Source organism: Enterobacter cloacae complex sp. HYC033_NIDB (assembly GCF_056673335.1).
This window is the reverse complement of the sequence record NZ_CP115123.1, coordinates 937,355-961,229: the sequence shown is the minus strand read 5'-3', so window position 1 is coordinate 961,229 and position 23,875 is coordinate 937,355. Positions and strand designations below refer to the sequence as shown.

At 55.3% G+C, this 23,875-nt stretch carries 22 protein-coding genes; 5 read left to right on the top strand and 17 right to left on the bottom strand.

Translation table 11 applies throughout. The features are described 5' to 3' along the window. Positions 1–11: 11 nt before the first annotated feature. From wzyE to trxA, 11 genes are all read right to left on the bottom strand, one after another. Positions 12–1,364: an ECA oligosaccharide polymerase gene (gene wzyE / locus O1721_RS04570; protein ID WP_017693948.1), complete on the bottom strand. Its 1,353-nt coding sequence runs from the start codon at positions 1,362–1,364 to the stop codon at positions 12–14. Continuing rightward, the gene (locus O1721_RS04565; protein ID WP_032646803.1) at positions 1,361–2,440 is read right to left on the bottom strand and encodes a TDP-N-acetylfucosamine:lipid II N-acetylfucosaminyltransferase; all 1,080 of its coding nucleotides are present in this window, start codon (positions 2,438–2,440) and stop codon (positions 1,361–1,363) included. The genes wzyE and O1721_RS04565 overlap by 4 nt, the downstream gene beginning before the upstream one ends. Then, positions 2,437–3,687, bottom strand: a complete 1,251-nt coding sequence (wzxE, locus tag O1721_RS04560; protein ID WP_032646801.1) for a lipid III flippase WzxE — start codon at positions 3,685–3,687, stop codon at positions 2,437–2,439. Before wzxE ends, O1721_RS04565 begins: the two co-directional genes overlap by 4 nt. A gap of 1 nt (position 3,688) precedes the next feature. After that, the gene (gene rffA / locus O1721_RS04555; protein WP_015570019.1) at positions 3,689–4,819 is read right to left on the bottom strand and encodes a dTDP-4-amino-4,6-dideoxygalactose transaminase; all 1,131 of its coding nucleotides are present in this window, start codon (positions 4,817–4,819) and stop codon (positions 3,689–3,691) included. A 4-nt stretch (positions 4,820–4,823) separates the two neighbouring features. Then, entirely contained in the window at positions 4,824–5,501 is a 678-nt protein-coding gene (rffC, locus tag O1721_RS04550; protein WP_032646798.1) for a dTDP-4-amino-4,6-dideoxy-D-galactose acyltransferase, read from the bottom strand. After that, positions 5,498–6,760, bottom strand: a complete 1,263-nt coding sequence (wecC, locus tag O1721_RS04545) for a UDP-N-acetyl-D-mannosamine dehydrogenase (RefSeq protein WP_015570020.1) — start codon at positions 6,758–6,760, stop codon at positions 5,498–5,500. The genes rffC and wecC overlap by 4 nt, the downstream gene beginning before the upstream one ends. Beyond that, entirely contained in the window at positions 6,757–7,887 is a 1,131-nt protein-coding gene (wecB, locus tag O1721_RS04540) for a non-hydrolyzing UDP-N-acetylglucosamine 2-epimerase (protein ID WP_006812390.1), read from the bottom strand. Before wecB ends, wecC begins: the two co-directional genes overlap by 4 nt. A gap of 56 nt (positions 7,888–7,943) precedes the next feature. Further along, positions 7,944–8,990: an ECA polysaccharide chain length modulation protein gene (wzzE, locus tag O1721_RS04535; RefSeq protein WP_032646792.1), complete on the bottom strand. Its 1,047-nt coding sequence runs from the start codon at positions 8,988–8,990 to the stop codon at positions 7,944–7,946. A 13-nt stretch (positions 8,991–9,003) separates the two neighbouring features. After that, a complete protein-coding gene (gene wecA / locus O1721_RS04530; RefSeq protein WP_045324788.1) occupies positions 9,004–10,125 on the bottom strand; it encodes a UDP-N-acetylglucosamine--undecaprenyl-phosphate N-acetylglucosaminephosphotransferase in 1,122 nt (373 codons plus the stop codon). A gap of 222 nt (positions 10,126–10,347) precedes the next feature. Beyond that, positions 10,348–11,607 (bottom strand): transcription termination factor Rho, encoded by a 1,260-nt coding sequence (gene rho / locus O1721_RS04525; RefSeq protein WP_001054528.1) that lies wholly within the window; start codon positions 11,605–11,607, stop codon positions 10,348–10,350. 341 nt (positions 11,608–11,948) lie between these two features. Beyond that, positions 11,949–12,278, bottom strand: coding sequence for a thioredoxin TrxA (gene trxA / locus O1721_RS04520; protein WP_006812392.1), 330 nt, complete (start codon positions 12,276–12,278; stop codon positions 11,949–11,951). A 144-nt stretch (positions 12,279–12,422) separates the two neighbouring features. Here trxA and rhlB point away from each other — a divergent pair, with 144 nt between their 5' ends. Continuing rightward, positions 12,423–13,691 (top strand): ATP-dependent RNA helicase RhlB, encoded by a 1,269-nt coding sequence (rhlB, locus tag O1721_RS04515; RefSeq protein ID WP_006812393.1) that lies wholly within the window; start codon positions 12,423–12,425, stop codon positions 13,689–13,691. Between the two features lie 5 nt (positions 13,692–13,696). Continuing rightward, positions 13,697–15,181, top strand: a complete 1,485-nt coding sequence (gene gppA / locus O1721_RS04510; RefSeq protein WP_017383602.1) for a guanosine-5'-triphosphate,3'-diphosphate diphosphatase — start codon at positions 13,697–13,699, stop codon at positions 15,179–15,181. Positions 15,182–15,232: 51 nt separating this feature from the next. Here gppA and rep read toward each other — a convergent pair whose 3' ends face one another. After that, positions 15,233–17,257, bottom strand: coding sequence for a DNA helicase Rep (rep, locus tag O1721_RS04505; RefSeq protein WP_032646789.1), 2,025 nt, complete (start codon positions 17,255–17,257; stop codon positions 15,233–15,235). A gap of 85 nt (positions 17,258–17,342) precedes the next feature. Here rep and ppiC point away from each other — a divergent pair, with 85 nt between their 5' ends. Next, a complete protein-coding gene (gene ppiC, locus O1721_RS04500) occupies positions 17,343–17,624 on the top strand; it encodes a peptidylprolyl isomerase PpiC (RefSeq protein WP_006812396.1) in 282 nt (93 codons plus the stop codon). Positions 17,625–17,678: 54 nt separating this feature from the next. Here ppiC and cysE read toward each other — a convergent pair whose 3' ends face one another. The 5 genes from cysE to O1721_RS04475 form a co-directional block, all read right to left on the bottom strand. Beyond that, positions 17,679–18,500, bottom strand: a complete 822-nt coding sequence (gene cysE, locus O1721_RS04495; RefSeq protein ID WP_022646641.1) for a serine O-acetyltransferase — start codon at positions 18,498–18,500, stop codon at positions 17,679–17,681. A 75-nt stretch (positions 18,501–18,575) separates the two neighbouring features. Beyond that, on the bottom strand, positions 18,576–19,595 hold the full coding sequence (gene gpsA, locus O1721_RS04490; protein ID WP_006812398.1) for an NAD(P)H-dependent glycerol-3-phosphate dehydrogenase: 1,020 nt from the start codon (positions 19,593–19,595) through the stop codon (positions 18,576–18,578). Beyond that, on the bottom strand, positions 19,595–20,062 hold the full coding sequence (gene secB / locus O1721_RS04485; RefSeq protein ID WP_014168079.1) for a protein-export chaperone SecB: 468 nt from the start codon (positions 20,060–20,062) through the stop codon (positions 19,595–19,597). Before secB ends, gpsA begins: the two co-directional genes overlap by 1 nt. 31 nt (positions 20,063–20,093) lie before the next feature. Further along, on the bottom strand, positions 20,094–20,345 hold the full coding sequence (grxC, locus tag O1721_RS04480) for a glutaredoxin 3 (protein ID WP_003860837.1): 252 nt from the start codon (positions 20,343–20,345) through the stop codon (positions 20,094–20,096). 11 nt (positions 20,346–20,356) lie between these two features. Then, positions 20,357–20,788: a rhodanese-like domain-containing protein gene (locus tag O1721_RS04475; protein WP_032646787.1), complete on the bottom strand. Its 432-nt coding sequence runs from the start codon at positions 20,786–20,788 to the stop codon at positions 20,357–20,359. A 248-nt stretch (positions 20,789–21,036) separates the two neighbouring features. On the opposite strand from O1721_RS04475, the gene gpmM reads away from it, so the two are divergent. Both gpmM and envC read left to right on the top strand, forming a co-directional pair. Further along, positions 21,037–22,581, top strand: a complete 1,545-nt coding sequence (gpmM, locus tag O1721_RS04470) for a 2,3-bisphosphoglycerate-independent phosphoglycerate mutase (RefSeq protein ID WP_032646785.1) — start codon at positions 21,037–21,039, stop codon at positions 22,579–22,581. Positions 22,582–22,614: 33 nt separating this feature from the next. After that, the gene (envC, locus tag O1721_RS04465; protein ID WP_026094345.1) at positions 22,615–23,874 is read left to right on the top strand and encodes a murein hydrolase activator EnvC; all 1,260 of its coding nucleotides are present in this window, start codon (positions 22,615–22,617) and stop codon (positions 23,872–23,874) included. Position 23,875 lies beyond the last annotated feature (1 nt).

Below are 23,875 nucleotides of genomic sequence, written 5' to 3'. Positions count from 1 at the left end.
ATAATCCCTACTCAGACTTGCGACAGCGTTGTGCTGCCCTGTGGCTCACGTCTGTGCACAAGCCCTGCACTGTCAAACAACCAGTACAACAGTTTTGCCAGCAGCAGACAGAGACCGAAAACGACCATAAAGAACACCACGCGTGAGACGAATGAATCCAGCCCCTCGCGCGCCAGAACGATCATATTGAAAATGGCACCGAAACAGAAACTGTGCAAAACAGCGGCTTTGTAGCGGTTGGTCTCTTCGTTACCCAGCGTATATAGCCAGTCGAACCATTTTATGATCAGCCCGACCGCGATCGCGCCAGGCAGGATAAACCACGTTCCGCCCATCACTACCAGCGAGCCAATCAGTGTTGGGGAAATCGCCAGGCCCGAATGGTTGTTCAGCACTTCCCAGGTAAAGTAGTTCGCCGTGTTCAGGACAATACCGGGACGGTCAGGCCACAGCCACGTCGGTATAAAGACATAGAAATCGCGAACAATCGGCGCTAGCCCCTGGAATTCGATTTTGTCGTAGTTTTGCAGCAGTAATGCCAGGTTTTCCCACGGCGAGAAGGTGTCGCGCGTCAGATACAGGAAGGTATAAAACGCTTCGTCGCCCGCCACGTTCAGTCCGTAGCGCTTCAGCGCCAGCCAGAACATCCCCACAATGCCAAAGACCCCTGCCGCCGCCAGCATCCACAGCGAGATCCAACCGCGAATAATGCCGATAAACAGGAAAATCGCGAAGGCGATAATGATGTTAGCGCGGGTGCCGCCGACGATCATGTAGGTCAGAATGCCAAATGCGACGGTGCTGACCAGGAAGAACAGCCAGGCTTTGCTGTCCTGACGCAGGAAAAAGACCACCAGCATCGCCGGAATGAAGAAATAAAAGAAACGCTTGAGCGCGACGCCGGAGACTTCGGCGGAGAAAATCTGGCTATAGGACTGCAACTTAAACAGTAAAAAGCCGTTATGCATGAAGAAAATCGCCACGCTGACGAGGGCGATAGTCATCAGCATAACCCACGTCAGATGGGTTTCTACCCGGTTCATTGTAAACAGCGGACGACGGGGTGTGGTGTCTTTCGCCGCGCGCAGGCGCGTTTTATAGGTGACGTAATACACCGCGTAGAAGCAGGTCGCAGAGAGCAGCGCCTGCAACAAGATTTCCGGCGGAGCGACGCCAACATCAAAGCGGAACACGAGGATGCTGGTCAGCGGGAAGCCAAAGAAAAAGGTCAGCAAAAACAGCAGCGAGAAGAATACGTTGAAGTTAAAACGTACGCGCCGGAATTCAAACCAGGTGAGCGTGGCGATAAACAGCGTGCTCAGCAGCCAGACCACCAGCAAGCCGCTAAATTGCAACTGGCTCATGCGTTGTCTCCTGAAGCAATACGCAGCGCGCGGTGCCACGGCGTGAGATAGTTCGGGCTGAAAAAGTCGATGCTATTTTTATCCACCAGCGTGAGCTGACGCTGCGCTTCCCGTACCACCTCGACATTAAGCGTGTCAGAGGTAAACAGCACCGGAATATGCTGTTCGGCCATGTCCTGCCAGAACGGGTTTTTGCGGTTGAGCACGCACGGTACGCCCGCCTGAATCAGCAGACACAGCGTACCAATCCCCTGCTGACGGGCAAAGATGAAATAGCCCAGATCGCATTTTCGCAGCAGCGCGAGATAGTCATCAAATTCCAGCTTATCGCTGAGAATGTGCAGATTTTCCGCGCTAAACAGCGCAAGCCCCTGCTGGCGAACTTCATCGATGTAGGCGTCGTTATTGGCGGGATAGCCCATCGGCACCACCACGTTCACCGTATCGCCAAACTGCTGATGCACCGCCCGCAGCGCCGCGACATGCTCGTTACTGCGATCGCCGGAATTTCCCACCAGGATGGTCAGTTTGCCCTTACGAACCGCGTCATTCGCCATGGTATTCAGTGCCGGATCCATACGGGTCGGAAAATAGAGCAGTTCCCCGCGAACCTTCGGGTGCTGTTTAGCAAAATAGTTGAGGTCGCCACGGGTAGCAAAAACGCAGCCCACGCGCGCCTGCGCCAGACGACGCAGCGGATAGAAAAGACGGAACTTCCAGCCGTGGGAGACTTCGTAGAGATCCGCTCCCCAGATATGCCAGCTGAACTGGGAAGGTTTTATCCCGCCGCTTAACAGCGCCAGCCACAGCCCGGTATTGAATTGTCCGTGGAAGAAGAAACGCTGGCTTCGGTCCGCTTTGGCTTTCGCGACAACGGCTTTGGTCAGGGCCGCTTTGTCTGGCCAGAAGGTGATGTGCAATGCCGGACACGCCGCGCTCAGGCCGTTATCGCGTCCAACGACCATAAACTCGCGCGCATCGGGCGTGCCGGATGCCAGTTCATCGTTGAAGAACCGCAGAACGGTCTGGTTATGATGCGGGATATCCGATCCCAGTATGTGTATCAGTGCAGTCATGCGCGTTTACGCCAAAGTAAAAATACGCCGCAACAGGCAGCGAAATAAACGATATAAGTTGCCATATAGGCCTGAGCCGCCCCCAGCGCACCGTGGGTGGGGATCAGCCAGTGAGAAAATGCCGTCAGCAGCGCAAACTGGCCGATCTCTGCCAGGATATACAACCGCAGCGAAGCCTTAGCAATCACCAGATAGCCGAAAACGTATGCCCCCACTTTCAGCACATCGCCGACCAGTTGCCAGGCAAACAGATCGCGCATGGCGGTAAACTTCGCCGAAAACAGCAGCCAGATGGCGAAATCACGCAGTAACCAGACGGTAAAGCTGGCGATCGCAACCGCCGGCAATACAAAACGCAGGGAGCGAAAAATCTCGCGGGTAATATCCTGCCTGGAAGTCAGGCGCGATAAGGTTGGCAGTAAATAGACGCTAAAGGAAGCCGTAATAAATTGGAGGTAAGCATCTGAAATGCTGCTCACGCCCTGCCAGATCCCCACTTCATCCCAGCTGTAATGCGCTGCCAGCAGGTTTCGCATCATCACGTAGGCAACGGGAAGCGTTACCGAAGTGATGAGCGCCATCAGGGTAAACTTTCCTAGCTGCCCCGCCAGCATCTTGTCCCACTGCGGTTTCAGGTAATTCAGCGGGACATTGCCTCTGCGCATCAGCATAAACGCTGCCGGAATGACAACGAGCGCAGGCACCAGCGCCAGCCCCAGCAGCGCGCCTTCATAGCCGCCCAGCCGATAGCTAAAGTAGTAGGCGATAACGCCGATGATGCTGCCGAGAATCAGCGCCAGCGCATTCCCGGCGGCATCACGGAAGCCTTTCATCAGCGCCAGCAGCAGGTTTGCCCAGGCGATCCCCATCTGAACGAGCGCCACCAGGCGCACCAGCCCCTGATAGTGCGTGTGTCCGAACAGTCCCTGGCTGATGGGTGCCGCCGCCAGCAAAAAGACGACGGCCAGCAACGTAGAAAAGCCCAGCACCATAGCAGAGGAGGTGCCCACCACCGTGCGGAGCTTTTCGGCATCGTCATGATGCTGCGCGACGTATTTGGTGACGCCATTGAATATCCCGGCTCCCGCCAGCACGCCAAGCACCGTGACCAGCTGGCGGAAGTTCCCTGCCAGCCCAACGCCTGACGGACCAAATGAGACGGCCAGCAGCTTTACGACCAGTAACCCGGCGCCAATTTTTACAAGCGTGGACGCTGCCGTCCACACCGACGCTTTTGCCAGAGACATATCAGGCGAAATAACTCAGAAGCGAATTGATCACCGTACGCTGGTTCACCGGCGCGAGGTTGTAGAACAGGGGCAGGCGGAGCAGACGTTCGCTCTCTTTGGTGGTGTAGCGGTCTTCACCGGCAAACATCCCGAAGGCTTCGCCAGCCGGGCTGGAGTGCAGCGGAATATAGTGGAATACCGCCATAATTTCCGCCTCTTTCAGCCAGGCAATCAGCTTGCTGCGATCGTCGTTATCGCGCAGCTTGATGTAGAACATGTGAGCGTTGTGGATGCAGTCTGCCGGAATAGTCGGCAGTTCAATACGTCCGGCTTTTGCCAGCGGCTCCAGCGCGTCGTAGTAGGTTTGCCACAGGGAGAGGCGTTGCAGATTGATTCGCTCTGCCGCTTCCAGCTGCGCCCAGAGATACGCGGCCTGCAAATCCGCCATCAGGTAGCTTGAGCCGATATCGCGCCAGGTGTACTTATCCACCTGACCGCGGAAGAACTGGCTGCGGTTGGTCCCTTTTTCACGGATCACTTCCGCACGCTCCACCAGGGCACGATCGTTAATCAGCGTCGCGCCGCCTTCTCCGCCTGCGGTGTAGTTTTTGGTTTCGTGGAAGCTAAAGCAGCCGATATGACCAATGGTGCCCAGCGCGCGCCCTTTGTAGGTGGACATCACGCCCTGCGCGGCGTCTTCCACCACAAACAGGTTGTGCTTTTTAGCGATGGCCATGATGGTGTCCATCTCACAGGCCACGCCCGCGTAATGCACCGGCACAATCGCCCGCGTTTTATCGGTGACCGCCGCTTCAATCAGCGTTTCGTCGATGTTCATAGTATCCGGACGGATATCCACAAACACAATTTTCGCCCCGCGCAGGACAAACGCGTTCGCCGTGGAGACGAAGGTGTAGCTCGGCATGATCACTTCATCGCCGGGCTGGATATCCAGCAACAGCGCCGCCATCTCAAGCGATGCGGTACAGGACGGCGTCAGCAGTACCTTGGCACTGTGAAAACGTTGCTCCATCCACTGCTGGCAGCGGCGGGTAAAACCGCCATCGCCACAGAGCTTGCCGCTGCCCATAGCAGACTGCATGTAATCAAGTTCAGTGCCCACAACGGGAGGCGCGTTAAATGGAATCATCTTGTCACCTGTATAACCAGTAGGCGGTGGCGTCGATGCTGGCACCACTCGCAATATAACGTTTAAGCGCAGCGGTGTTGCCCATCTGGGTTGCGACCCGCAGCGTCGATACCTGTTGTTGCTCCGCCCAGTGCAGCGCCGCCTGCATGAGTTTCTCGCCCATGCCGCGCCCGGCTAACAATCCGATGCGCGCCTCGTGCTCGTTGAGCCTGCGAAGCGAAACAAAACCCTGAATCTGCCCCCCGGCAGTACGGAACACCAGACAGACGTGGTCAAACGTACCTTTGACCGCATTCTCTATCCACTGGGCATAAAAGCGGCCGCTGTCATCGGGCGCATACCAGGGCGCCCGGAAACGGCTCTGAGCGAAGGCCAGCGCCGCCATCTTGCGCAGCGCGGGGATATCCTGCTCCGTTGCAATTTCCGCGCCCGGTGAGGCGTGGAGAGCCACGGTAACAGAGAGATCAACCTCACCCTCGACCAGCCGGAATCCGTGCTGCTGGAGGGCGTCCAGCAGATCGGCGCGGTCCGCCGGGATCTTAGCCTGTACGCGCTGCCAGGCGCTGAAGTCTGCTTCCTGCAACGCAGGGGCATTGTCGCGCAGACGCACTATCGCTGAGGGACGCGCAAAGAATGCGCTTTCCCACTCAAGGGACTCCAGCACGCCGTTGAGGATACTCAACGCCACACGCCTTTGGTATCAACAACATACTGCTGACGTACGGCATCACCGGAAACCGCTTTGAACGCATTGTGATCCACCAGCAGCACCAGCACATCCGCCGTCGCCAGCGCGTCATCCAGGGCGGTAAGGGTGCAGTGACCGGCAAGTTTTGCCGGCAGCGCATGAATATTCGGCTCAACCACCAGCGTTTCACCGCTGTGCCAGGCAGCGATCATTTCGGCAATTTCCATCGCCGGGCTTTCGCGCAGATCGTCAATATTCGGTTTGAATGCCAGACCAAAGCAGGCAATTTTCAGCTCACTGGCGCGTTTGCCGCTGTCGGCCAGGCAATCCGCGACCGTGGCTTTGACCTGGTTGATGACCCAGTGCGGTTTGTGGTCGTTTACTTCGCGCGCGGTACGAATCAGGCGTGCCTGTTCCGGGTTCTGCGCCACGATAAACCACGGATCGACCGCGATGCAGTGCCCACCCACGCCCGGCCCCGGCTGAAGGATGTTCACGCGGGGGTGACGGTTGGCAAGGCGAATAAGTTCCCAGACGTTAATCCCCTGATCGGCGCAAATCAACGACAGTTCATTCGCAAACGCGATGTTAACGTCGCGGAAGCTGTTTTCGGTCAGTTTGCACATCTCGGCGGTGCGGGAGTTAGTCACCACACATTCGCCTTCAAGGAAGATCTTATACAGCTCGCTGGCGCGCGCGGAGCAGACTGGCGTCATGCCGCCAATCACGCGGTCATTTTTGATCAGTTCCACCATCACCTGGCCTGGCAGTACGCGCTCAGGGCAGTAGGCGATATTGATATCGGCCTGGTCGCCCGCCTGCTGCGGGAAGCTGAGATCAGGACGCGCCTCGGCCAGCCACTGTGCCATCTGCTCGGTTGCCCCAACGGGTGAAGTGGACTCAAGGATAACCAGCGCCCCTTTCTTCAGCACAGGCGCAATGGATTTTGCCGCCGCCTCGACGTAAACCATGTCAGGCTCATGATCGCCTTTAAAGGGCGTAGGAACCGCAATCAGGTACGCATCGGCTTCTACCGGCGTGGTGCTGGCGCGCAGGAAGCCACCGTCCACCGCCTTTTTCACCACGCGATCAAGATCGGGCTCCACGATATGAATTTCGCCACGGTTGATGGTTTCCACCGCGTGCGCGTTGATATCTACGCCAACGACCTGCTTTTGACGAGAGGCAAAGGCCGCCGCAGTAGGCAGCCCGATATAGCCAAGACCAACAACAGAGATGGTAGAAAAACTCATAGCGTTACCCGATTGTGTTTAAGTGCGTGCAAAATACGACCACAAGCCTGCCCGTCACCGTACGGATTGTGGGCCCGGCTCATCGCCTGATACTCTTCATCGTCATGCAGTAAGCGCGTGACCTCTTCGACAATACGACGCGGATCCGTTCCCACCAGACGCACGGTACCGGCAGTAACCGCTTCCGGGCGTTCGGTGGTTTCACGCATCACCAGTACCGGCTTACCGAGGGAGGGCGCCTCTTCCTGAATGCCGCCAGAATCGGTCAGGATCAGCCAGGCGTGGTTCATCAGCCAGACAAATGGCAAATAGTCCTGCGGCTCGATCAGGAGCACGTTTTCCACGTGGCCCAGGATACGGTTGACCGGTTCGCTGACGTTCGGGTTGAGGTGCACCGGATAGACAATCTGCACATCCTCGTTCTGCGCGGCGATTTCAGCGAGCGCGTGGCAAATTTGCTCAAAGCCACGGCCAAAGCTTTCGCGGCGGTGGCCCGTCACCAGAATCGTTTTCTTGCCGTTGTTCAGGAACGGATAGCGCGCAGCAAGTTCTGCCTGAAGCTCGCTGTTAGCCAGCACGCGGTCACGCACCCAAATCAGCGCATCAATGACCGTATTGCCGGTGACGAAGATCTTGCTGTCGCTGATATTTTCGCGCAGCAGGTTCTGACGTGAGTTCTCGGTTGGCGCAAAATGGTACATCGCCAGGTGACCGGTGAGCGTACGGTTGGCCTCTTCCGGCCACGGGGAATAGAGATTGCCGGTACGCAGACCCGCTTCAATATGACCAACGGGGATACGCTGATAGAACGCGGCCAGGCTGGTCGCCACGGTGGTGGTGGTGTCGCCGTGCACCAGCACCACATCCGGCTTGAACGACTCCAGAATAGGCTTTAATTCTTGCAGAATACGGCAGGTGATTTCCGTCAGTCCCTGTCCCGGTTTCATTATATTGAGATCGTAATCCGGGACGATAGAAAAGAGGGTTAAGACCTGATCGAGCATCTCACGGTGCTGGGCAGTCACGCACACTTTCGCTTCAATATCAGGATCTCTGGCCAGCGCATGAACCAGAGGCGCCATCTTGATGGCCTCCGGCCTGGTGCCAAATACGGTTAGTACTTTCACATCGATTCTCTTCGATTAGACGATGAAGGCCGCAGCCTTCATCGTAGACGGCGTTCTTAGTTTGTGCGGCGACGCAATAACGCTACGCCAGCGCCAGTCAGTGCGCCCACAATCCCCCACATGATCATCAGGAATGCGCGACGCGGACTATCGCGTTTTACAGGCTCTTCAGGCGTTCTTAAATAACGATAGGTCTGAAAACGCGGGTCCAGCGTTGGACCGACGTTGAGCGTATTGAGCATGGCGCGGTTTTGGTCGTAATCAAGGTCAAAGTCAGGGCCAACGGCCTGGATATTTTCCAGACGTGCCTGAAGCATTGGGCGACCAAGAAGGAACATTTCTGAATCTGGGAGTTCGTCAGCCGGAACATCCGTTTCGCTACGGGAAATATTGTGCTGTTCCGCAATCTTCAGCGCCTGCTCAATATTATGTACGCGACGGGCGAAGATAGCCTTAGCGACCTCTTCCTGACGTTTGACCTGCGCTTTCATCTGAATAGTACGCGCAGCCCAGGCGCCTTTCAGCTCGTCATTCAGATGACTGGCCGCGCGCTGGCTGGCAAAAGCAACGTACTGACGCAACAGGTTATTGGCGTCCGGCGCCGTTTCCGCAATCAGCTTCACGCTGTCGCTAACGTTACGGAGCACATCGCCAGGCATAAACTGAATGTTATTAATCAGGTCATCCAGCAGCGCGGCATCCGCTTTGCTGTTACCGACCATACGCTGCTTGTAGTAGTCCGTCTGGGACCAGAAATCGCGACGTGTATCCCACGACGCCAGCTGCATCACAAACTCTTTGTAGGATTCATCCATCACCGAGGCCTGATCCGGGGTCGCCAGATTGGCCTTGATATCAAGATTACGCAGGAATTGCTGCTGGGAGTAGTAGCCTCCAAGCATATTCACCGTTGGTCGGTCTGTGATCGCCGCGGCGCTCCACTCTTGTTTTGCAAAGAAGGTGTAGGCAAGCGCTAACAGCACGAACCCCAGGGCAATCCCCACAATCCACAGTTTGCCCTGCCATAACACGCGAAACAAACCACGAATATCCAGCTCGTTCTCAGTGCCCACTGATTTCGCTCCCGCCAACGGTTGAGTCATCATAGTCCCGGTTTTACTTAGTTAATGTTGTGTTTTTGCCACTGTTCCGACGCATCCTGCGTTTTAAACGTTTAATAAAACGCGCGACTTTCCATGCACGCTTGATGCAGTAACCGTACATGAAAAATGCTAGCAAGAATAATACCAACATTACCCATTCAGGAATGAAATGTGCGTATTCCGCGGCAACGCCAATCGCAGCCAGAATAGCAGCCGCAAGCGTAATCAACACAAATGCCTGACGAGACGTGAAGCCGGCGCGCATAATCAGGTGATGAATATGTTGCCTATCGGCAGAAAACGGGCTCATCCCTTTACGCAGACGGCGGTACATAATAGCGACCATGTCCATCAGCGGGATGGCGATAATCCAGAGAGCCGTTACCGGGCTGATAGGGTGAGTTTTACCCTGCGTAGTTTCCAACAAGATCCAGATAATAGTGAAACCAATCAATGTGCTACCCGCGTCGCCCATAAAGACTTTATAGCGACGGCCCAGCGCCCCAAGATTTAACAGGATGTAGGGTAGAATGGCCGCAATCATGGCGAAACACCACATTGCCAGGCTGTATTGACTATCAAACCATAGGATAATGCCAATAGCAGCAAATGAGACACAAGATAATCCGCCCAATAAACCATCTATCCCATCGACCATATTAAAGGCATTGATTGAAACCCATACGGCAAAGAGTGTGAGGAAGTAACCAAATGGTCCGAGCACCATCTCCCAGGAACCAAAAATGTAACCAAGGCTGCTCAAGTGAAGTTTTGCTGCCACCATCATGGCAATACCAACAGCAGCCTGTACGAGAGCTCGAATTTTTACACTGATATCGTAACGATCATCCAGTGCCCCCACAATAACCAGAACCGCCGCGCAGCTGAGGTATAACCTTGCATGAGGGATATAGTAATCAGCGATAGCAAAAGTGAAACAGACACCTGCAAAAACGGAGATACCACCCACCAAGGGGATCATACCCTGATGCCGTTTACGAAAATTGGGTTTATCCACTAACCCCAGATACTTTGCCACCTTGCGCGCGAAAAAAAGAAAGCAAGTAGTAAACAAAAAAATACTGGTTAGTTCAGCAAACGTATCGAATAGGTTCACAATGGATGTTCTCAACATATGTTAGTCAAAGAAGTATAACCATGATGGCATCAAGCCAGAAGGCATAAAGCATACCTCTTGCGACCCATTTGTTTATTATTCAAGCTATTAATATTTTTACTGTGCGAATTATCTCATTCTCGCGCCGACCGGTCAAAATTGGGAGTGTATGGTAATAGCGTATAGTCCATAAATAAAAAACGCCACGTAAAAACGTGGCGTTTACTGGGATTATTTGCGTTACGAGCGTTTCATCATGTCGAAGAAATCGTCGTTCGTTTTGGTCATCGCCAGTTTGTTAATGAGGAATTCCATTGCGTCGATTTCGCCCATTGGATGGATGATTTTACGCAGGATCCACATTTTCTGAAGCTCTTCCTGAGTGGTAAGCAGCTCTTCTTTACGGGTACCGGAACGGTTGTAGTCGATCGCCGGGAAGACGCGTTTTTCTGCGATTTTACGAGAAAGGTGCAGTTCCATGTTGCCTGTACCTTTGAACTCTTCGTAGATAACCTCGTCCATTTTGGAGCCGGTATCGATCAGCGCCGTCGCGATAATGGTCAGGCTACCGCCCTCTTCCACGTTACGCGCCGCACCGAAGAAACGCTTCGGACGATGCAGGGCGTTAGCATCCACACCACCGGTCAGTACTTTACCGGAAGCCGGCACCACGGTGTTGTAGGCACGCGCCAGACGGGTAATGGAGTCGAGCAGGATGATCACGTCTTTCTTGTGCTCAACCAGGCGTTTCGCCTTCTCGATAACCATTTCCGCAACCTGAACGTGGCGAGAAGCAGGCTCGTCGAAGGTAGACGCAACCACTTCCCCTTTCACCAGACGCTGCATCTCGGTCACTTCTTCCGGACGTTCGTCAATCAGCAGCACCATCAGCACACAGTCTGGATGGTTGTAAGCAATGCTCTGCGCGATGTTTTGCAGCAGCATGGTTTTACCGGCTTTTGGCGGCGCCACAATCAGACCACGCTGGCCACGACCAATTGGCGATGCCAGATCCAGCACACGAGCGGTTAAGTCTTCAGTAGACCCGTTACCACGCTCCATGCGCAGACGAGAGTTAGCGTGCAGCGGCGTTAAGTTCTCGAACAGGATCTTATTGCGGGAGTTTTCCGGTTTGTCGTAGTTAACTTCGTTAACCTTCAACAGCGCAAAGTAGCGTTCACCCTCTTTTGGAGGACGAATCTTACCTGAAATGGTGTCACCAGTGCGGAGGTTGAAACGGCGGATTTGGCTAGGGGATACGTAGATGTCGTCAGGGCCGGCGAGGTAGGAGCTGTCTGCGGAGCGGAGGAAACCAAATCCGTCTTGCAGTATCTCCAGCACACCGTCGCCAAAGATATCTTCGCCACTCTTAGCGTGCTGCTTCAGGATGGCGAAAATGATGTCCTGCTTGCGCATACGAGCCTGGTTTTCCAGTCCCATATTTTCGCCGAGAGTGATCAGCTCAGAAACCGGCGTATTCTTTAATTCGGTAAGATTCATAATGGTGTGGGTTCTTAAACTCGGGGTGATTCTCGAACTTAATGTTGTGAATGGTATGGCAGGGTCATCCATGCCTGTTTAGCGGCCATCACCTCATGTCTGTTCGCTGTCTGGTCACAGGGAAAGAACGCAGAACTGAAACGACAAGACGGATTGAGTGACAAGCCCGGAATCTAGCAACTTCACGCACTGTTTAAGTTAACAACGGGAAGTATCGGGTAAAACAAGATTCAAACAACAAGATATGTTTAAAACGTAGTCATAGCTAACTTAGCACGACTAAAGCCGGGCGTCCAGAGCTCGCCGTTAATTAGGCGTTCTGGACGCTCGGCTGAGAAACCTTACGCCAGGTTAGCGTCCAGGAACTCTTTCAGTTGACCTTTGGACAGTGCGCCCACTTTGGTCGCCGCCACGTCACCGTTCTTGAACAGCAGCAGGGTCGGGATGCCACGGATACCGTATTTTGGCGCGGTGCCCGGGTTCTGGTCGATGTTCAGCTTGGCAACGGTCAGTTTGCCCTGATATTCGTCAGCGATTTCATCCAGAATCGGAGCGATCATTTTGCAAGGACCACACCATTCAGCCCAGAAATCAACGAGGATCAGCCCGTCAGCTTTAAGTACGTCCGTGTCAAAACTGTCGTCAGTCAGGTGAATAATTTTATCGCTCATATATAACTCCACAGGAATAAGCCTGGTACGTTGGTTTTGTCTCCACCAACGACGTGTTGATGTCGCATTAACCAACTAAAGGTTGACTTTATTTCACCGGATACGCTTTCGTAAAGCAATAGTAAGCTGATATTCTACCACACTATGAGCAAAACACATTTAACAGAACAGAAGTTTTCCGACTTCGCCCTGCACCCAAAGGTGATCGAAGCCCTTGAAACTAAAGGGTTTCATAACTGCACGCCCATTCAGGCTCTCGCCCTGCCGCTGACGCTGGCCGGTCGCGATGTTGCAGGGCAGGCGCAAACCGGTACTGGCAAAACGATGGCGTTTTTAACGTCAACGTTTCATTATTTACTTTCTCACCCGGCGATTGCAGACCGCAAAGTTAACCAGCCGCGCGCGCTAATTATGGCCCCGACGCGAGAACTGGCGGTACAGATCCACGCAGACGCTGAGCCCCTGGCGCAAGCCACCGGCCTGAAACTTGGCCTGGCCTATGGCGGCGACGGCTACGATAAACAGCTGAAAGTGCTGGAAAGCGGCGTCGATATCCTGATTGGGACCACCGGCCGTCTTATCGACTACGCCAAACAGAATCATATCAACCTCGGCGCAATCCAGGTCGTGGTACTTGATGAAGCAGACCGCATGTACGATCTGGGCTTCATTAAAGACATCCGCTGGCTGTTCCGCCGTATGCCTGCGGCAAACCAGCGTCTGAACATGCTGTTCTCCGCAACCCTGTCATACCGCGTACGTGAACTCGCATTCGAGCAGATGAACAATGCGGAATATGTTGAAGTAGAACCGGAGCAGAAAACCGGGCACCGCATTAAAGAAGAGCTCTTCTATCCTTCTAATGAAGAGAAAATGCGCCTGCTGCAAACCCTGATCGAAGAAGAGTGGCCGGATCGCGCGATTATCTTCGCGAACACCAAACACCGCTGTGAAGATATCTGGGGTCACCTGGCGGCAGATGGTCACCGTGTGGGCCTGCTGACCGGCGACGTGGCGCAGAAAAAACGCCTGCGCATTCTCGACGAATTTACTCGTGGCGACCTTGATATTCTGGTCGCGACCGACGTGGCGGCCCGTGGCCTGCACATTCCAGCCGTGACGCACGTCTTTAACTATGACCTGCCAGATGACTGTGAAGACTATGTACACCGTATCGGTCGTACCGGTCGTGCCGGCGCAAGCGGTCACTCCATCAGCCTTGCGTGTGAAGAGTATGCGCTGAATCTTCCGGCCATTGAGACCTACATCGGTCACTCTATTCCACAGAGCAAATACAATCCGGACGCGCTGTTGAGCGAGCTGCCGCCACCTAAGCGCCTTACCCGTCCACGCTCCGGCAATGGTCCGCGTCGTTCCGGCGGTGCACCGCGTAATCGTCGTCGTTCAGGTTAAAAAATATGCTCAGCTCCACCTCGCTTTATGCGGCAATTGATCTCGGTTCGAATAGTTTTCATATGCTGGTTGTGCGCGAGGTGGCGGGAAGCATACAAACGCTGACGCGCATTAAGCGCAAGGTCCGCCTCGCGGCGGGCCTGAGCAGCGATAATCACCTCTCCCCGGAAGCCATGGAACGTGGCTGGCAGTGTCTGCGTCTGTTTGCAGAACGTTTGCAGGATATCCCGCTCAGTCAAATTCGCGTTGTTGCCACGGCGACCCTTCGTCTGGCGGTTAACGCTGGCGATTTCATTGCCAGAGCACAGGAAATTCTGGGCTGCCCGGTGCAGGTCATCAGCGGTGAAGAAGAAGCGCGTCTGATTTATCAGGGTGTGGCGCATACGACCGGCGGCGACGATCGTCGTCTGGTGGTCGATATCGGTGGCGCCAGTACCGAACTGGTCACGGGCACAGGCGCGCAGGCGACGTCACTGTTCAGCCTGTCGATGGGCTGTGTGACCTGGCTGGAACGCTACTTTACCGATCGAAACCTTGCCAAAGAGAATTTTGACGAGGCGGAAAACGCGGCGCGTGCGGTCCTGCGCCCGGTCATGGACGAACTGCGCTATCACGGCTGGAAAGTGTGTGTCGGCGCGTCCGGAACCGTTCAGGCGTTGCAGGAAATCATGATGGCACAGGGAATGGACGAGCGGATCACGCTTGCCAAACTCCAGCAGCTTAAACAGCGCGCCATCCAGTGTGGTCGTCTGGAAGAGCTTGAAATAGAAGGGCTGACGCTCGAACGCGCGCTGGTTTTCCCCAGTGGGCTCGCCATTCTGATCGCCATTTTTACTGAACTGAATATCCAGTGTATGACCCTGGCAGGCGGTGCGCTGCGCGAAGGTCTGGTCTACGGAATGCTGCACCAGTCGGTCGATCAGGACATCCGTAGCCGTACGCTGCGTAACGTTCAGCGCCGCTTTATTGTTGATATCGACCAGGCACACAGAGTGAGTCAACTGGCGTCACTGTTTGCCGATCAGGTGAAAAAAAGCTGGGATATTGAACCGTTAAGCCGCGATCTGCTGCTAAGCGCCTGTGCGCTACATGAAATTGGTCTCAGCGTGGAGTACAAGCAGGCACCGCTGCACGCGGCCTGGCTGGTGCGTAATCTCGATTTACCGGGCTATACGCCCGCCCAGAAGAAGCTGCTGGCCACCCTGCTGCTAAATCAGACTAACGCCGTCGATCTCTCTTCCCTTCACCAGCAGAACGCTGTACCGCCGCGCGTGGCGGAGCATCTGTGTCGTCTGCTTCGCCTGGCGATCCTGTTTGCCAGTCGGCGTCGTGATGATTTGCTGCCAGCCATTACGCTGGCGGCAGACGATGAGAAACTGACGCTGACGCTACCGGAAAACTGGCTTGAGGATCATCCGCTTGGGGCGGAACTGATTGAGCAGGAGTACCAGTGGCAGAGCTATGTGCACTGGGCGCTTGATGTGAAGTGACCCTTTGAAGCGTGCCGGGTGGCGGCTTCGCCTTACCCGGCCTGCAAATAGTTATCCCTTCTCTTTGGCTTTTGCCAGCATCGCGCGAATGTTTGCCACGTTTGCCTGCCCTTTGTGCATACGCTCTTCAGCGGTAATGACTTTACGCTCCTGCTCCCAGATAAGATCGTCCTGAGGCAACTCCAGCAGAAAACGGCTCGGCTCCGGGCGCACCAGCTCACCATACTGGCGGCGCTCTTTGCACAGCGTAAACGTCAGCTCTTTCTGCGCACGAGTGATCCCCACGTAGGCCAGACGGCGCTCTTCGTCGACGTTATCTTCATCAATGCTGCTCTGGTGCGGCAATAAGCCCTCTTCCATCCCCACCAGATAGACATAGGGGAACTCCAGCCCTTTCGAGGCATGTAACGTCATCAGCTGAACCTGAGCGGCCTCTTCTTCGCTTTCGCCGCGCTCCATCATATCGCGCAGCGTGAAGCGGGTGACCACCTGCGTCAGGGTCATGGGCTCGTCAATCTCAGATCCTTCAAGCATTTCGGTCATCCAGCTGAAGAGCTGGTTCACGTTTTTCATCCGCATCTCGGCTGCTTTCGGGCTGGCAGAGGTTTCATACAACCAGGATTCGTAATCAATGCCGTGGATCAGATCGCGTACTGCCGCCACAGGCTCGCGCTCTGCCAGACGCTGCACCTCACCCAGCCAGTGGGTAAAGCGGGTTAAGGCGTCATAGCCGCGCCCGGTCAGGGTCTGGCTCAGCCCCATATCGAAGCTGGCGGTGAACAGGCTTTTGTTGCGGGTCATCGCCCATTCACCCAGTTTTTGCAGCGTCGCAGAGCCAATCTCGCGTTTCGGCGTATTCACGATGCGCAGGAAAGCGCTGTCGTCATCCGGGTTGGTCAGCACGCGCAGATAGGCCAGCAGATCCTTGATTTCGGGACGCGAAAAGAACGACGTACCGCCGGAGATTTTGTAGGGGATGCGGTTCTGCATCAGCATCTTTTCAAAGACGCGCGACTGGTGGTTTCCGCGATAGAGGATCGCGTAATCCTTGTATTCAGTTTTGTTGACGAAGTGATGGGCAATCAGCTCGCCCGTTACGCGCTCCGCTTCGTGCTCTTCGTTGTTGGCGCTGAGCACTTTCAGCTCGGTGCCGTAACCCAGTTCGGAGAACAGGCGCTTCTCAAAGACGTGCGGGTTATTGGCAATCAGGATGTTCGCCGCCTTCAGGATACGCCCGGAAGAACGGTAGTTCTGCTCCAGTTTAATCACCTGCAACGCCGGGAAGTCTTTGCTCAGTAGCACCAGGTTTTGCGGACGCGCGCCGCGCCAGGAGTAAATCGACTGATCGTCATCGCCTACCACAGTGAAACGCGCGCGTTGCCCTACCAGCAATTTCACCAGCTCGTACTGGCTGGTGTTGGTATCCTGGTATTCATCCACCAGCAGGTAACGGATTTTGTTCTGCCAGCGCTCGCGCACCTCTTCATTCCGCTGAAGCAGCAGCGTCGGCAACAGGATCAGATCGTCGAAATCCAGGACGTTACAGGCTTTCATATGCGCGTCGTACAGACCGTAGCAGTGGGCAAAGATGCGGTCGCGCTCGCCTTTGGCGCTTGCCGCTGCCTGGGCCGGCGTCATCAGATCGTTTTTCCAGTTCGAGATCGTCGAGATCAGCTGTTGCAACAGCACTTTGTCATCTTCGATCAGCCCTTCCGTCAGCTCTTTAAGCAGCGCCACCTGGTCGGTGTCATCGAAGAGAGAAAAGTTGGACTTCATGCCCAGCGCCGCGTATTCGCGCTTGATAATATCCAGACCCAGCGTGTGGAAGGTGGAGATCATCAGCCCGCGCGCCTCTTTACGGCCCAGCGTCTGGCCGACGCGCTCTTTCATCTCACGCGCCGCTTTGTTGGTAAAGGTGACCGCCGCGATATGGCGCGCCTGGTATCCACAACCCCGAATTAAGTGGGCGATTTTGTTGGTGATCACGCGTGTTTTACCGGATCCCGCTCCCGCCAGCACCAGGCAGGGTCCGGTGACGAATTCGACAGCTTGTTGTTGTCCGGGGTTTAAACGCATAAATGATCACTCAATGAAAGTCGGGAGAGGAGGAAAAACGCGTGGTAGTATACCGATCGTAAACTAGTCGACTCAAGGCACGATCATGGCAAAAACAGCAGCAGCACTGCATATCCTTGTTAAAGAAGAGAAACTGGCACAGGATCTGCTCGAACAGATTAAAAACGGCGCCGACTTCGGCAAACTGGCGAAGAAACACTCGATTTGCCCGTCAGGCAAACGCGGTGGTGACTTAGGCGAGTTCCGCCAGGGCCAGATGGTTCCGGCGTTTGATAAAGTGGTCTTCTCCTGCCCGGTGCTGGAGCCAACCGGCCCACTGCATACGCAGTTCGGCTATCACATTATCAAAGTGTTATACCGCAACTAATCAAAAGCCCGGTGCATTGACTCACCGGGCTTTTTTATTTGGCTGTTCCGGGGTTCAGATGCCGTCGCCGTATTCGAAGGTGTGATGAATACCGTTGAAGTGCTGATCCATATCCATCGACGGCTTATCGCTGTCTGGCTTACCGACGATGCGCGCCGGGACGCCAGCGGCGGTGGTGTGCGGCGGTACAGGCTGGAGCACAACCGACCCCGCGCCAATCTTCGCGCCGCGTCCGACTTCAATATTGCCGAGGATTTTAGCGCCCGCGCCAATCATCACCCCTTCACGAATTTTCGGATGGCGATCGCCGCTGGTTTTACCGGTACCGCCCAGCGTAACGGATTGCAGGATCGACACGTCATCTTCGATCACCGCCGTTTCACCAACAACAATGCCGGTGGCGTGATCGAGCATGATCCCGCGGCCAATTTTCGCCGCCGGGTGAATATCGACCTGGAAGGTCACGGAAACCTGGTTTTGCAGGAAGATGGCCAGCGCGCGGCGTCCCTCATTCCATAACCAGTGGCCGATGCGGTACGCCTGTAAGGCGTGGAAGCCTTTGAGATACAGCAGCGGCGTGGAATATTTATCCACCGCCGGGTCTCGCGTGCGCACAGCCTGGATGTCGCAGGCGGCAGAAGCAATCATCTCCGGATCTGCGGCGTAGGCCTCTTCCACCACCTCGCGAATCGCAATAGCAGGCATGATAGGGGAAGCCAATTTATTGGCGAGCATATAGCTCAGGGCGCTGCCGAGATTTTCGTGCTTAAGTAGCGTCGCGTGATAGAAACTGGCCAGCATGGGCTCACAGTCGGCCAACGCTCGGGCTTCGGCTTTAATATTATTCCAGACGATATCCAGTTCTTCACACGGCATTGCTTGCTCCAGACGATAGTTAATGACCAGCCAGTTCTGCGCTGGCTGGGTCATTCAGGTGACGATACTTCCCGGCTAATTGCTGCTGCGCTCGTCCTTGCGCGCACGACCTAATAAGGTCAATGCTGCCTCGCGCGCATTTTTTCCGCAATACAATACCTGATAAATTTCCTCGGTTATTGGCATTTCAACACCGAAACGGTGCGCCAGTTCGCGAACTTCCTTGGTATTGCGATAGCCTTCAACCACCTGACCAATCTTCTCCTGCGCGCTTTTTACATCGCTGCCCTGTCCGAGCATCATGCCAAAGCGGCGGTTACGCGACTGGTTATCGGTGCAGGTCAGCACCAGGTCGCCCAGCCCTGCCATTCCCATAAAGGTGGCCGGATCGGCACCCAGCGCTTCGCCCAGGCGGGACATTTCGGTCAGGCCACGGGTGATCAGCGCAGTACGCGCATTCGCGCCGAAACCGATGCCGTCAGACATCCCGGCCCCGATGGCAATGACGTTCTTCACCGCGCCGCCCAGCTGCACGCCGATAAAATCGGGGTTGCTGTACACGCGGAAGCTTTTGCCGCAGTGCAGCAGTTGCTGAAGATCGTCGGAAAATGCCTGGTCGGTGGACGCCAGAGAAATCGCCGTCGGCAAGCCCGCAGCCAGCTCTTTGGCAAACGTCGGCCCGGAGATCACCGCCAGCGGGATCGCTGTTCCCAGCGCTTCGCGGGCAACGTCCTGCAACAGACGTCCGGTTTCCGCTTCCAGCCCCTTCGTCGCCCACACAATACGCGCATCCGCACGCATCAGCGGCTTAATCTGACGCAGGACTTCGCCAAACACATGGCTTGGCACCACAATCAAAATATTGCGGCTGGCCGCCAGCGCGGTCGCGAGGTCGCTTTCCAGATACAGGGAGTCAGGGAACGGAACGTCCGGGAGAAACGCCACATTGCAGCGGTCGTGTTGCAACGTCGCGATATGTTTTGGATCGTGGCCCCACAGGACCACGTCGTGACCATTTCTTGCCAGGGTGATGGCAAGAGCGGTGCCGTAAGAGCCGGCACCGATCACAGTCATTGACGCATTAACAGTGCTCATCAGGCATCCTGATGTTGTTCGGTACCTTCGCCAGCCTGCTGCTGTAGATAGTTCATGAACAGCGCATCAAAGTTTACTGGCGCAAGGTTCAGTTGCGGGAATGTACCGCGAGAAACCAGGCTGGTGATGCATTCACGGGCATACGGGAACAGGATGTTCGGGCAGTATGCACCCAGGCAATGCGCCATCTGGTTGCCTTCGATGCCGCCGATGGAGAAGATACCGCCCTGCTGAACTTCGCACAGGAATGCGGTTTCTTCGCCCAGAGAGGCGGTCACGGTGACACGCAGTACGACTTCATACACATCATCCGCCAGCTGGGTGGATGCGGTATCCAGATCAAGTTTAACCTCTGGCTGCCAGTCTTTCTGGAAAACGTGCGGCGCATTTGGCGCTTCGAAAGAGACATCCTTGGTGTAGATGCGCTGGATCTGGAAAGTCATCTCGGTGTTGTTTTGTTCTGACATGGAAAAACCCTTTTTAATTGTCCTAAAGTCTCTAGCTCAGCAGCGGATCGAGTCCGCCACGAGCGTCGAGCGCATACAAGTCATCACAGCCGCCAATGTGCTGCGCATCAATAAAAATCTGTGGAACCGTTGTGCGACCACTGCGTTGGATCATCTCTTCGCGTTTAATCGCGTCACCATCGATCGGCAGTTCCTTGAACGTTACGCCTTTGCTGGACAGCAGCGCTTTCGCTCGGTGGCAGAACGGGCACGTTGCTTTGGTGTAGATCTCAATATTGGCCATCACTTAACTCCTTATTTACCGCGCACTAAAGGAAGATTCTCCCCGCTCCAGCCGGAGATGCCTTCTTTCAGCACCATTACGTTTTCAAAGCCTGCTTTATGCAGTGCGCTGGCAGATTCCTGCGCCTGCATGCCAGTGCCGTCAACAACAATAATCGGCTGGGCTTTATGCTTCTCCAGCTCACCAATGTTGTTCGCTTTAATTTCCGCTGGCAGCAGGTTGATAGCACCTGCGATGTGGCCCTTGCGGAAATCGTCGCGCTGACGCAGATCGACAACCACGGCGTCCTCTTTGTTGATCAGACGTGTCGCTTCACCGCGGGTGATCACCTTAATTTTAGACGTCAGTCCCTTAAATGTGGTGAACAGTACAGCGACCAGCAGGCCAATCCACGCGATGCTCAGAACCGGGTGGCGGCTAACGAATTGCATAATTTCTTGCATGGGGGGTAACAACTCCCGACTAAGTGATTAAAAAAACCAGGACAGGAGTATACCTGTGCGCTGTGGCAAATACAGCCAGCGACATAAAGCTAATCTATTTTCTGCGGCATGCCACGTAAAAAAAGCCTCAAAATGGCCTGAGAACAGCATTGCCCCCGCGCTTTCTTTGATCTTCTGCGGCTATTTTATCGATTCAGCTGTAGTAAAATTACGCAAATTTTTTGTCTCTTGAGCATGAGGTTGTCGCAATGTCGGTTTCTAAAAAACCTATGGTACTGGTGATTCTGGATGGCTATGGCTACCGTGAAGATCAACAGGATAACGCCATTTTCAACGCCAAAACCCCGGTAATGGATGCGCTATGGGCAAAACGTCCCCACACCCTGATTGATGCGTCTGGTCTGGAAGTGGGTCTGCCGGATCGTCAGATGGGCAACTCTGAAGTGGGTCACGTTAACCTGGGTGCGGGCCGTATCGTTTATCAGGACCTGACGCGCCTGGACGTTGAAATCAAAGAACGTACATTCTTTGCCAACCCAACGCTCACCGGAGCGGTTGATAAAGCCGTTGCCGCAGGCAAGGCCGTTCACATTATGGGTCTGCTCTCTGCGGGCGGCGTTCACAGCCACGAAGATCACATCATGGCGATGGTAGAACTGGCCGCCGAGCGCGGTGCGGAAAAAATCTATCTGCACGCCTTCCTGGATGGTCGCGATACGCCGCCACGCAGCGCAAAAGGTTCTCTTGAAGCGTTTGAAGATAAATTTGCCGCACTGGGCAAAGGCCGCGTGGCGTCCATCGTTGGCCGTTACTATGCCATGGACCGCGACAACCGCTGGGACCGCGTTGAGCAAGCCTATGATCTGCTGACCCTGGCAAAAGGCGAGTTCCAGTTCCCGACCGCCGTTGAAGGCCTGGAAGCGGCTTACGCGCGTGATGAAAACGACGAATTTGTGAAGGCAACCGTGATCCGCGCTGAAGGCCAGGCCGATGCCGCCATGGAAGATGGCGATGCGCTGATCTTCATGAACTTCCGTGCTGACCGCGCGCGCGAAATCACCCGCGCCTTCGTCAACAGCGATTTCGACGGTTTCGCCCGTAAGAAAGTGGCGAAGATCGATTTCATCCAGTTGACCGAGTATGCAGCGGATATCAAAGCCCCATGCGCGTATCCACCCGCTTCCCTGGAAAATACTTTCGGCGAGTGGATGGCGAAAAACGATAAAACGCAGTTGCGCATCTCCGAAACTGAGAAGTATGCGCACGTGACCTTCTTCTTTAACGGCGGCGTAGAAGAGCCGTTTAAAGGCGAAGACCGCATCCTGATTAACTCGCCGAAAGTCGCCACTTACGATCTCCAGCCAGAAATGAGCTCTGCGGAGCTGACCGAAAAACTGGTGGCCGCGATCGAAAGCGGTAAATACGACACCATCATCTGTAACTATCCGAATGGCGACATGGTGGGCCACACCGGCGTGATGGAAGCAGCCGTTAAAGCGGTTGAAGCGCTGGACCACTGCGTTGAGCAGGTCGCGAAAGCGGTTGAATCCGTGGGCGGCCAGCTGCTGATCACCGCTGACCACGGTAACGCAGAACAGATGCGTGATCCGGCAACCGGTCAGGCGCATACCGCCCATACCAACCTGCCTGTTCCACTGATTTATGTAGGTGATAAATCAGTGAAAGCTGTGGAAGGCGGCAAGCTTTCCGACATCGCGCCAACCATGTTGTCGCTGATGGGTATGGAAATCCCTGAAGAGATGACTGGCAAGCCGCTGTTCATCGTGGAATAATCGCTCCCCATGAGGGGAAAGGCGATTTTTTCAATCACATGGGTCGTGAAGCCGCTTCGGTTATCAGTCAGACCTCTGCTTTGCGCCAGCGCACTCAGCGCTGGCGTATTGCTGTGCGCCGCATCCGCCCACGCGGATGACCGCGATCAGCTTAAATCCATTCAGGCCGATATCGCCGCCAAAGAGCGTGCGGTACGTCAGCAGCAACAGCAGCGCGCCACCCTGCTCGCCCAGCTTAAAAAGCAGGAAGAGGCCATTTCCGCCGCCGCGCGTAAGCTGCGTGAAACACAAAACACCCTTGCCCAGCTCAATAAGCAAATCGATGAAATGAACGCGTCGATTGCGAAACTGGAGCGTCAGCGCGATGCCCAGGAGCGGAACCTTGCTGCACAGCTTGATGCTGCTTTCCGTCAGGGTGAGCACACAGGCCTTCAGCTGATCCTCAGCGGTGAAGAGAGCCAGCGTGGTCAGCGTTTACAGGCCTATTTCGGCTATCTAAACCAGGCGCGTCAGGAGACCATTGCGCAGCTGAAACAGACGCGCGAAGAAGTCACCACGCAAAAAGCCGAGCTGGAAGAGAAGCAGAGCCAGCAGCAAACGCTGCTCTACGATCAGCAGGCGCAGCAGGAGAAGCTTGAGCAGGCGCGCAATGAGCGTAAGAAGACGCTCGCCGGGCTGGAGTCTTCTATCCAGGCAGGACAAAGCCAGCTGAGCGAAATGCGCGCCAACGAATCCAGACTGCGTAACAGCATTGCCCGGGCAGAAGCCGCGGCCAAAGCGCGCGCCGAAAAAGAAGCGCGCGAAGCGCAGGCGGTGCGTAATAAGCAGCAGGAAGCCTCCCGGAAAGGCACCACCTACAAACCGACTGAAAATGAACGTTCCCTGATGTCGCGTACCGGCGGCCTCGGCTCCCCGCGTGGTCAGGCTTACTGGCCCGTTCGCGGTACGATCCTGCATCGCTATGGCGAACAGTTGCAGGGTGAGCTACGTTGGAAGGGGATCGTTATCGGTGCGTCTGAAGGTAGCGAAGTGAAAGCCATCGCCGATGGCCGCGTGATCCTGGCCGACTGGCTACAGGGTTATGGGCTCGTGGTGGTGGTTGAACACGGTAAAGGCGATATGAGTCTTTACGGCTACAACCAGAGCGCGCTGGTCAGCGTTGGCACCCAGGTGCGCGCGGGTCAACCCATTGCCCTTGTGGGCAGCAGTGGCGGTCAGGGCCGCCCGTCACTCTATTTCGAAATTCGTCGTCAGGGTCAGGCGGTCAATCCACAGCCGTGGTTGGGAAGATAGG

Coding starts and splice junctions, on each gene's coding strand:
- wzyE (WP_017693948.1), bottom strand. CDS start 1,364: ATGAGCCAGTTGCAATTTAGCGGCTTGCTGGTGGTCTGGCTGCTGAGC.
- rffA (WP_015570019.1), bottom strand. CDS start 4,819: ATGATTCCATTTAACGCGCCTCCCGTTGTGGGCACTGAACTTGATTAC.
- grxC (WP_003860837.1), bottom strand. CDS start 20,345: ATGGCCAATATTGAGATCTACACCAAAGCAACGTGCCCGTTCTGCCAC.
- ppiC (WP_006812396.1), top strand. CDS start 17,343: ATGGCAAAAACAGCAGCAGCACTGCATATCCTTGTTAAAGAAGAGAAA.
- gpsA (WP_006812398.1), bottom strand. CDS start 19,595: ATGAGCACTGTTAATGCGTCAATGACTGTGATCGGTGCCGGCTCTTAC.
- trxA (WP_006812392.1), bottom strand. CDS start 12,278: ATGAGCGATAAAATTATTCACCTGACTGACGACAGTTTTGACACGGAC.
- rho (WP_001054528.1), bottom strand. CDS start 11,607: ATGAATCTTACCGAATTAAAGAATACGCCGGTTTCTGAGCTGATCACT.
- wzxE (WP_032646801.1), bottom strand. CDS start 3,687: ATGTCTCTGGCAAAAGCGTCGGTGTGGACGGCAGCGTCCACGCTTGTA.
- gpmM (WP_032646785.1), top strand. CDS start 21,037: ATGTCGGTTTCTAAAAAACCTATGGTACTGGTGATTCTGGATGGCTAT.
- rep (WP_032646789.1), bottom strand. CDS start 17,257: ATGCGTTTAAACCCCGGACAACAACAAGCTGTCGAATTCGTCACCGGA.
- rhlB (WP_006812393.1), top strand. CDS start 12,423: ATGAGCAAAACACATTTAACAGAACAGAAGTTTTCCGACTTCGCCCTG.
- cysE (WP_022646641.1), bottom strand. CDS start 18,500: ATGCCGTGTGAAGAACTGGATATCGTCTGGAATAATATTAAAGCCGAA.
- O1721_RS04475 (WP_032646787.1), bottom strand. CDS start 20,788: ATGCAAGAAATTATGCAATTCGTTAGCCGCCACCCGGTTCTGAGCATC.
- secB (WP_014168079.1), bottom strand. CDS start 20,062: ATGTCAGAACAAAACAACACCGAGATGACTTTCCAGATCCAGCGCATC.
- gppA (WP_017383602.1), top strand. CDS start 13,697: ATGCTCAGCTCCACCTCGCTTTATGCGGCAATTGATCTCGGTTCGAAT.
- wzzE (WP_032646792.1), bottom strand. CDS start 8,990: ATGACTCAACCGTTGGCGGGAGCGAAATCAGTGGGCACTGAGAACGAG.
- wecA (WP_045324788.1), bottom strand. CDS start 10,125: ATGTTGAGAACATCCATTGTGAACCTATTCGATACGTTTGCTGAACTA.
- O1721_RS04565 (WP_032646803.1), bottom strand. CDS start 2,440: ATGACTGCACTGATACACATACTGGGATCGGATATCCCGCATCATAAC.
- wecC (WP_015570020.1), bottom strand. CDS start 6,760: ATGAGTTTTTCTACCATCTCTGTTGTTGGTCTTGGCTATATCGGGCTG.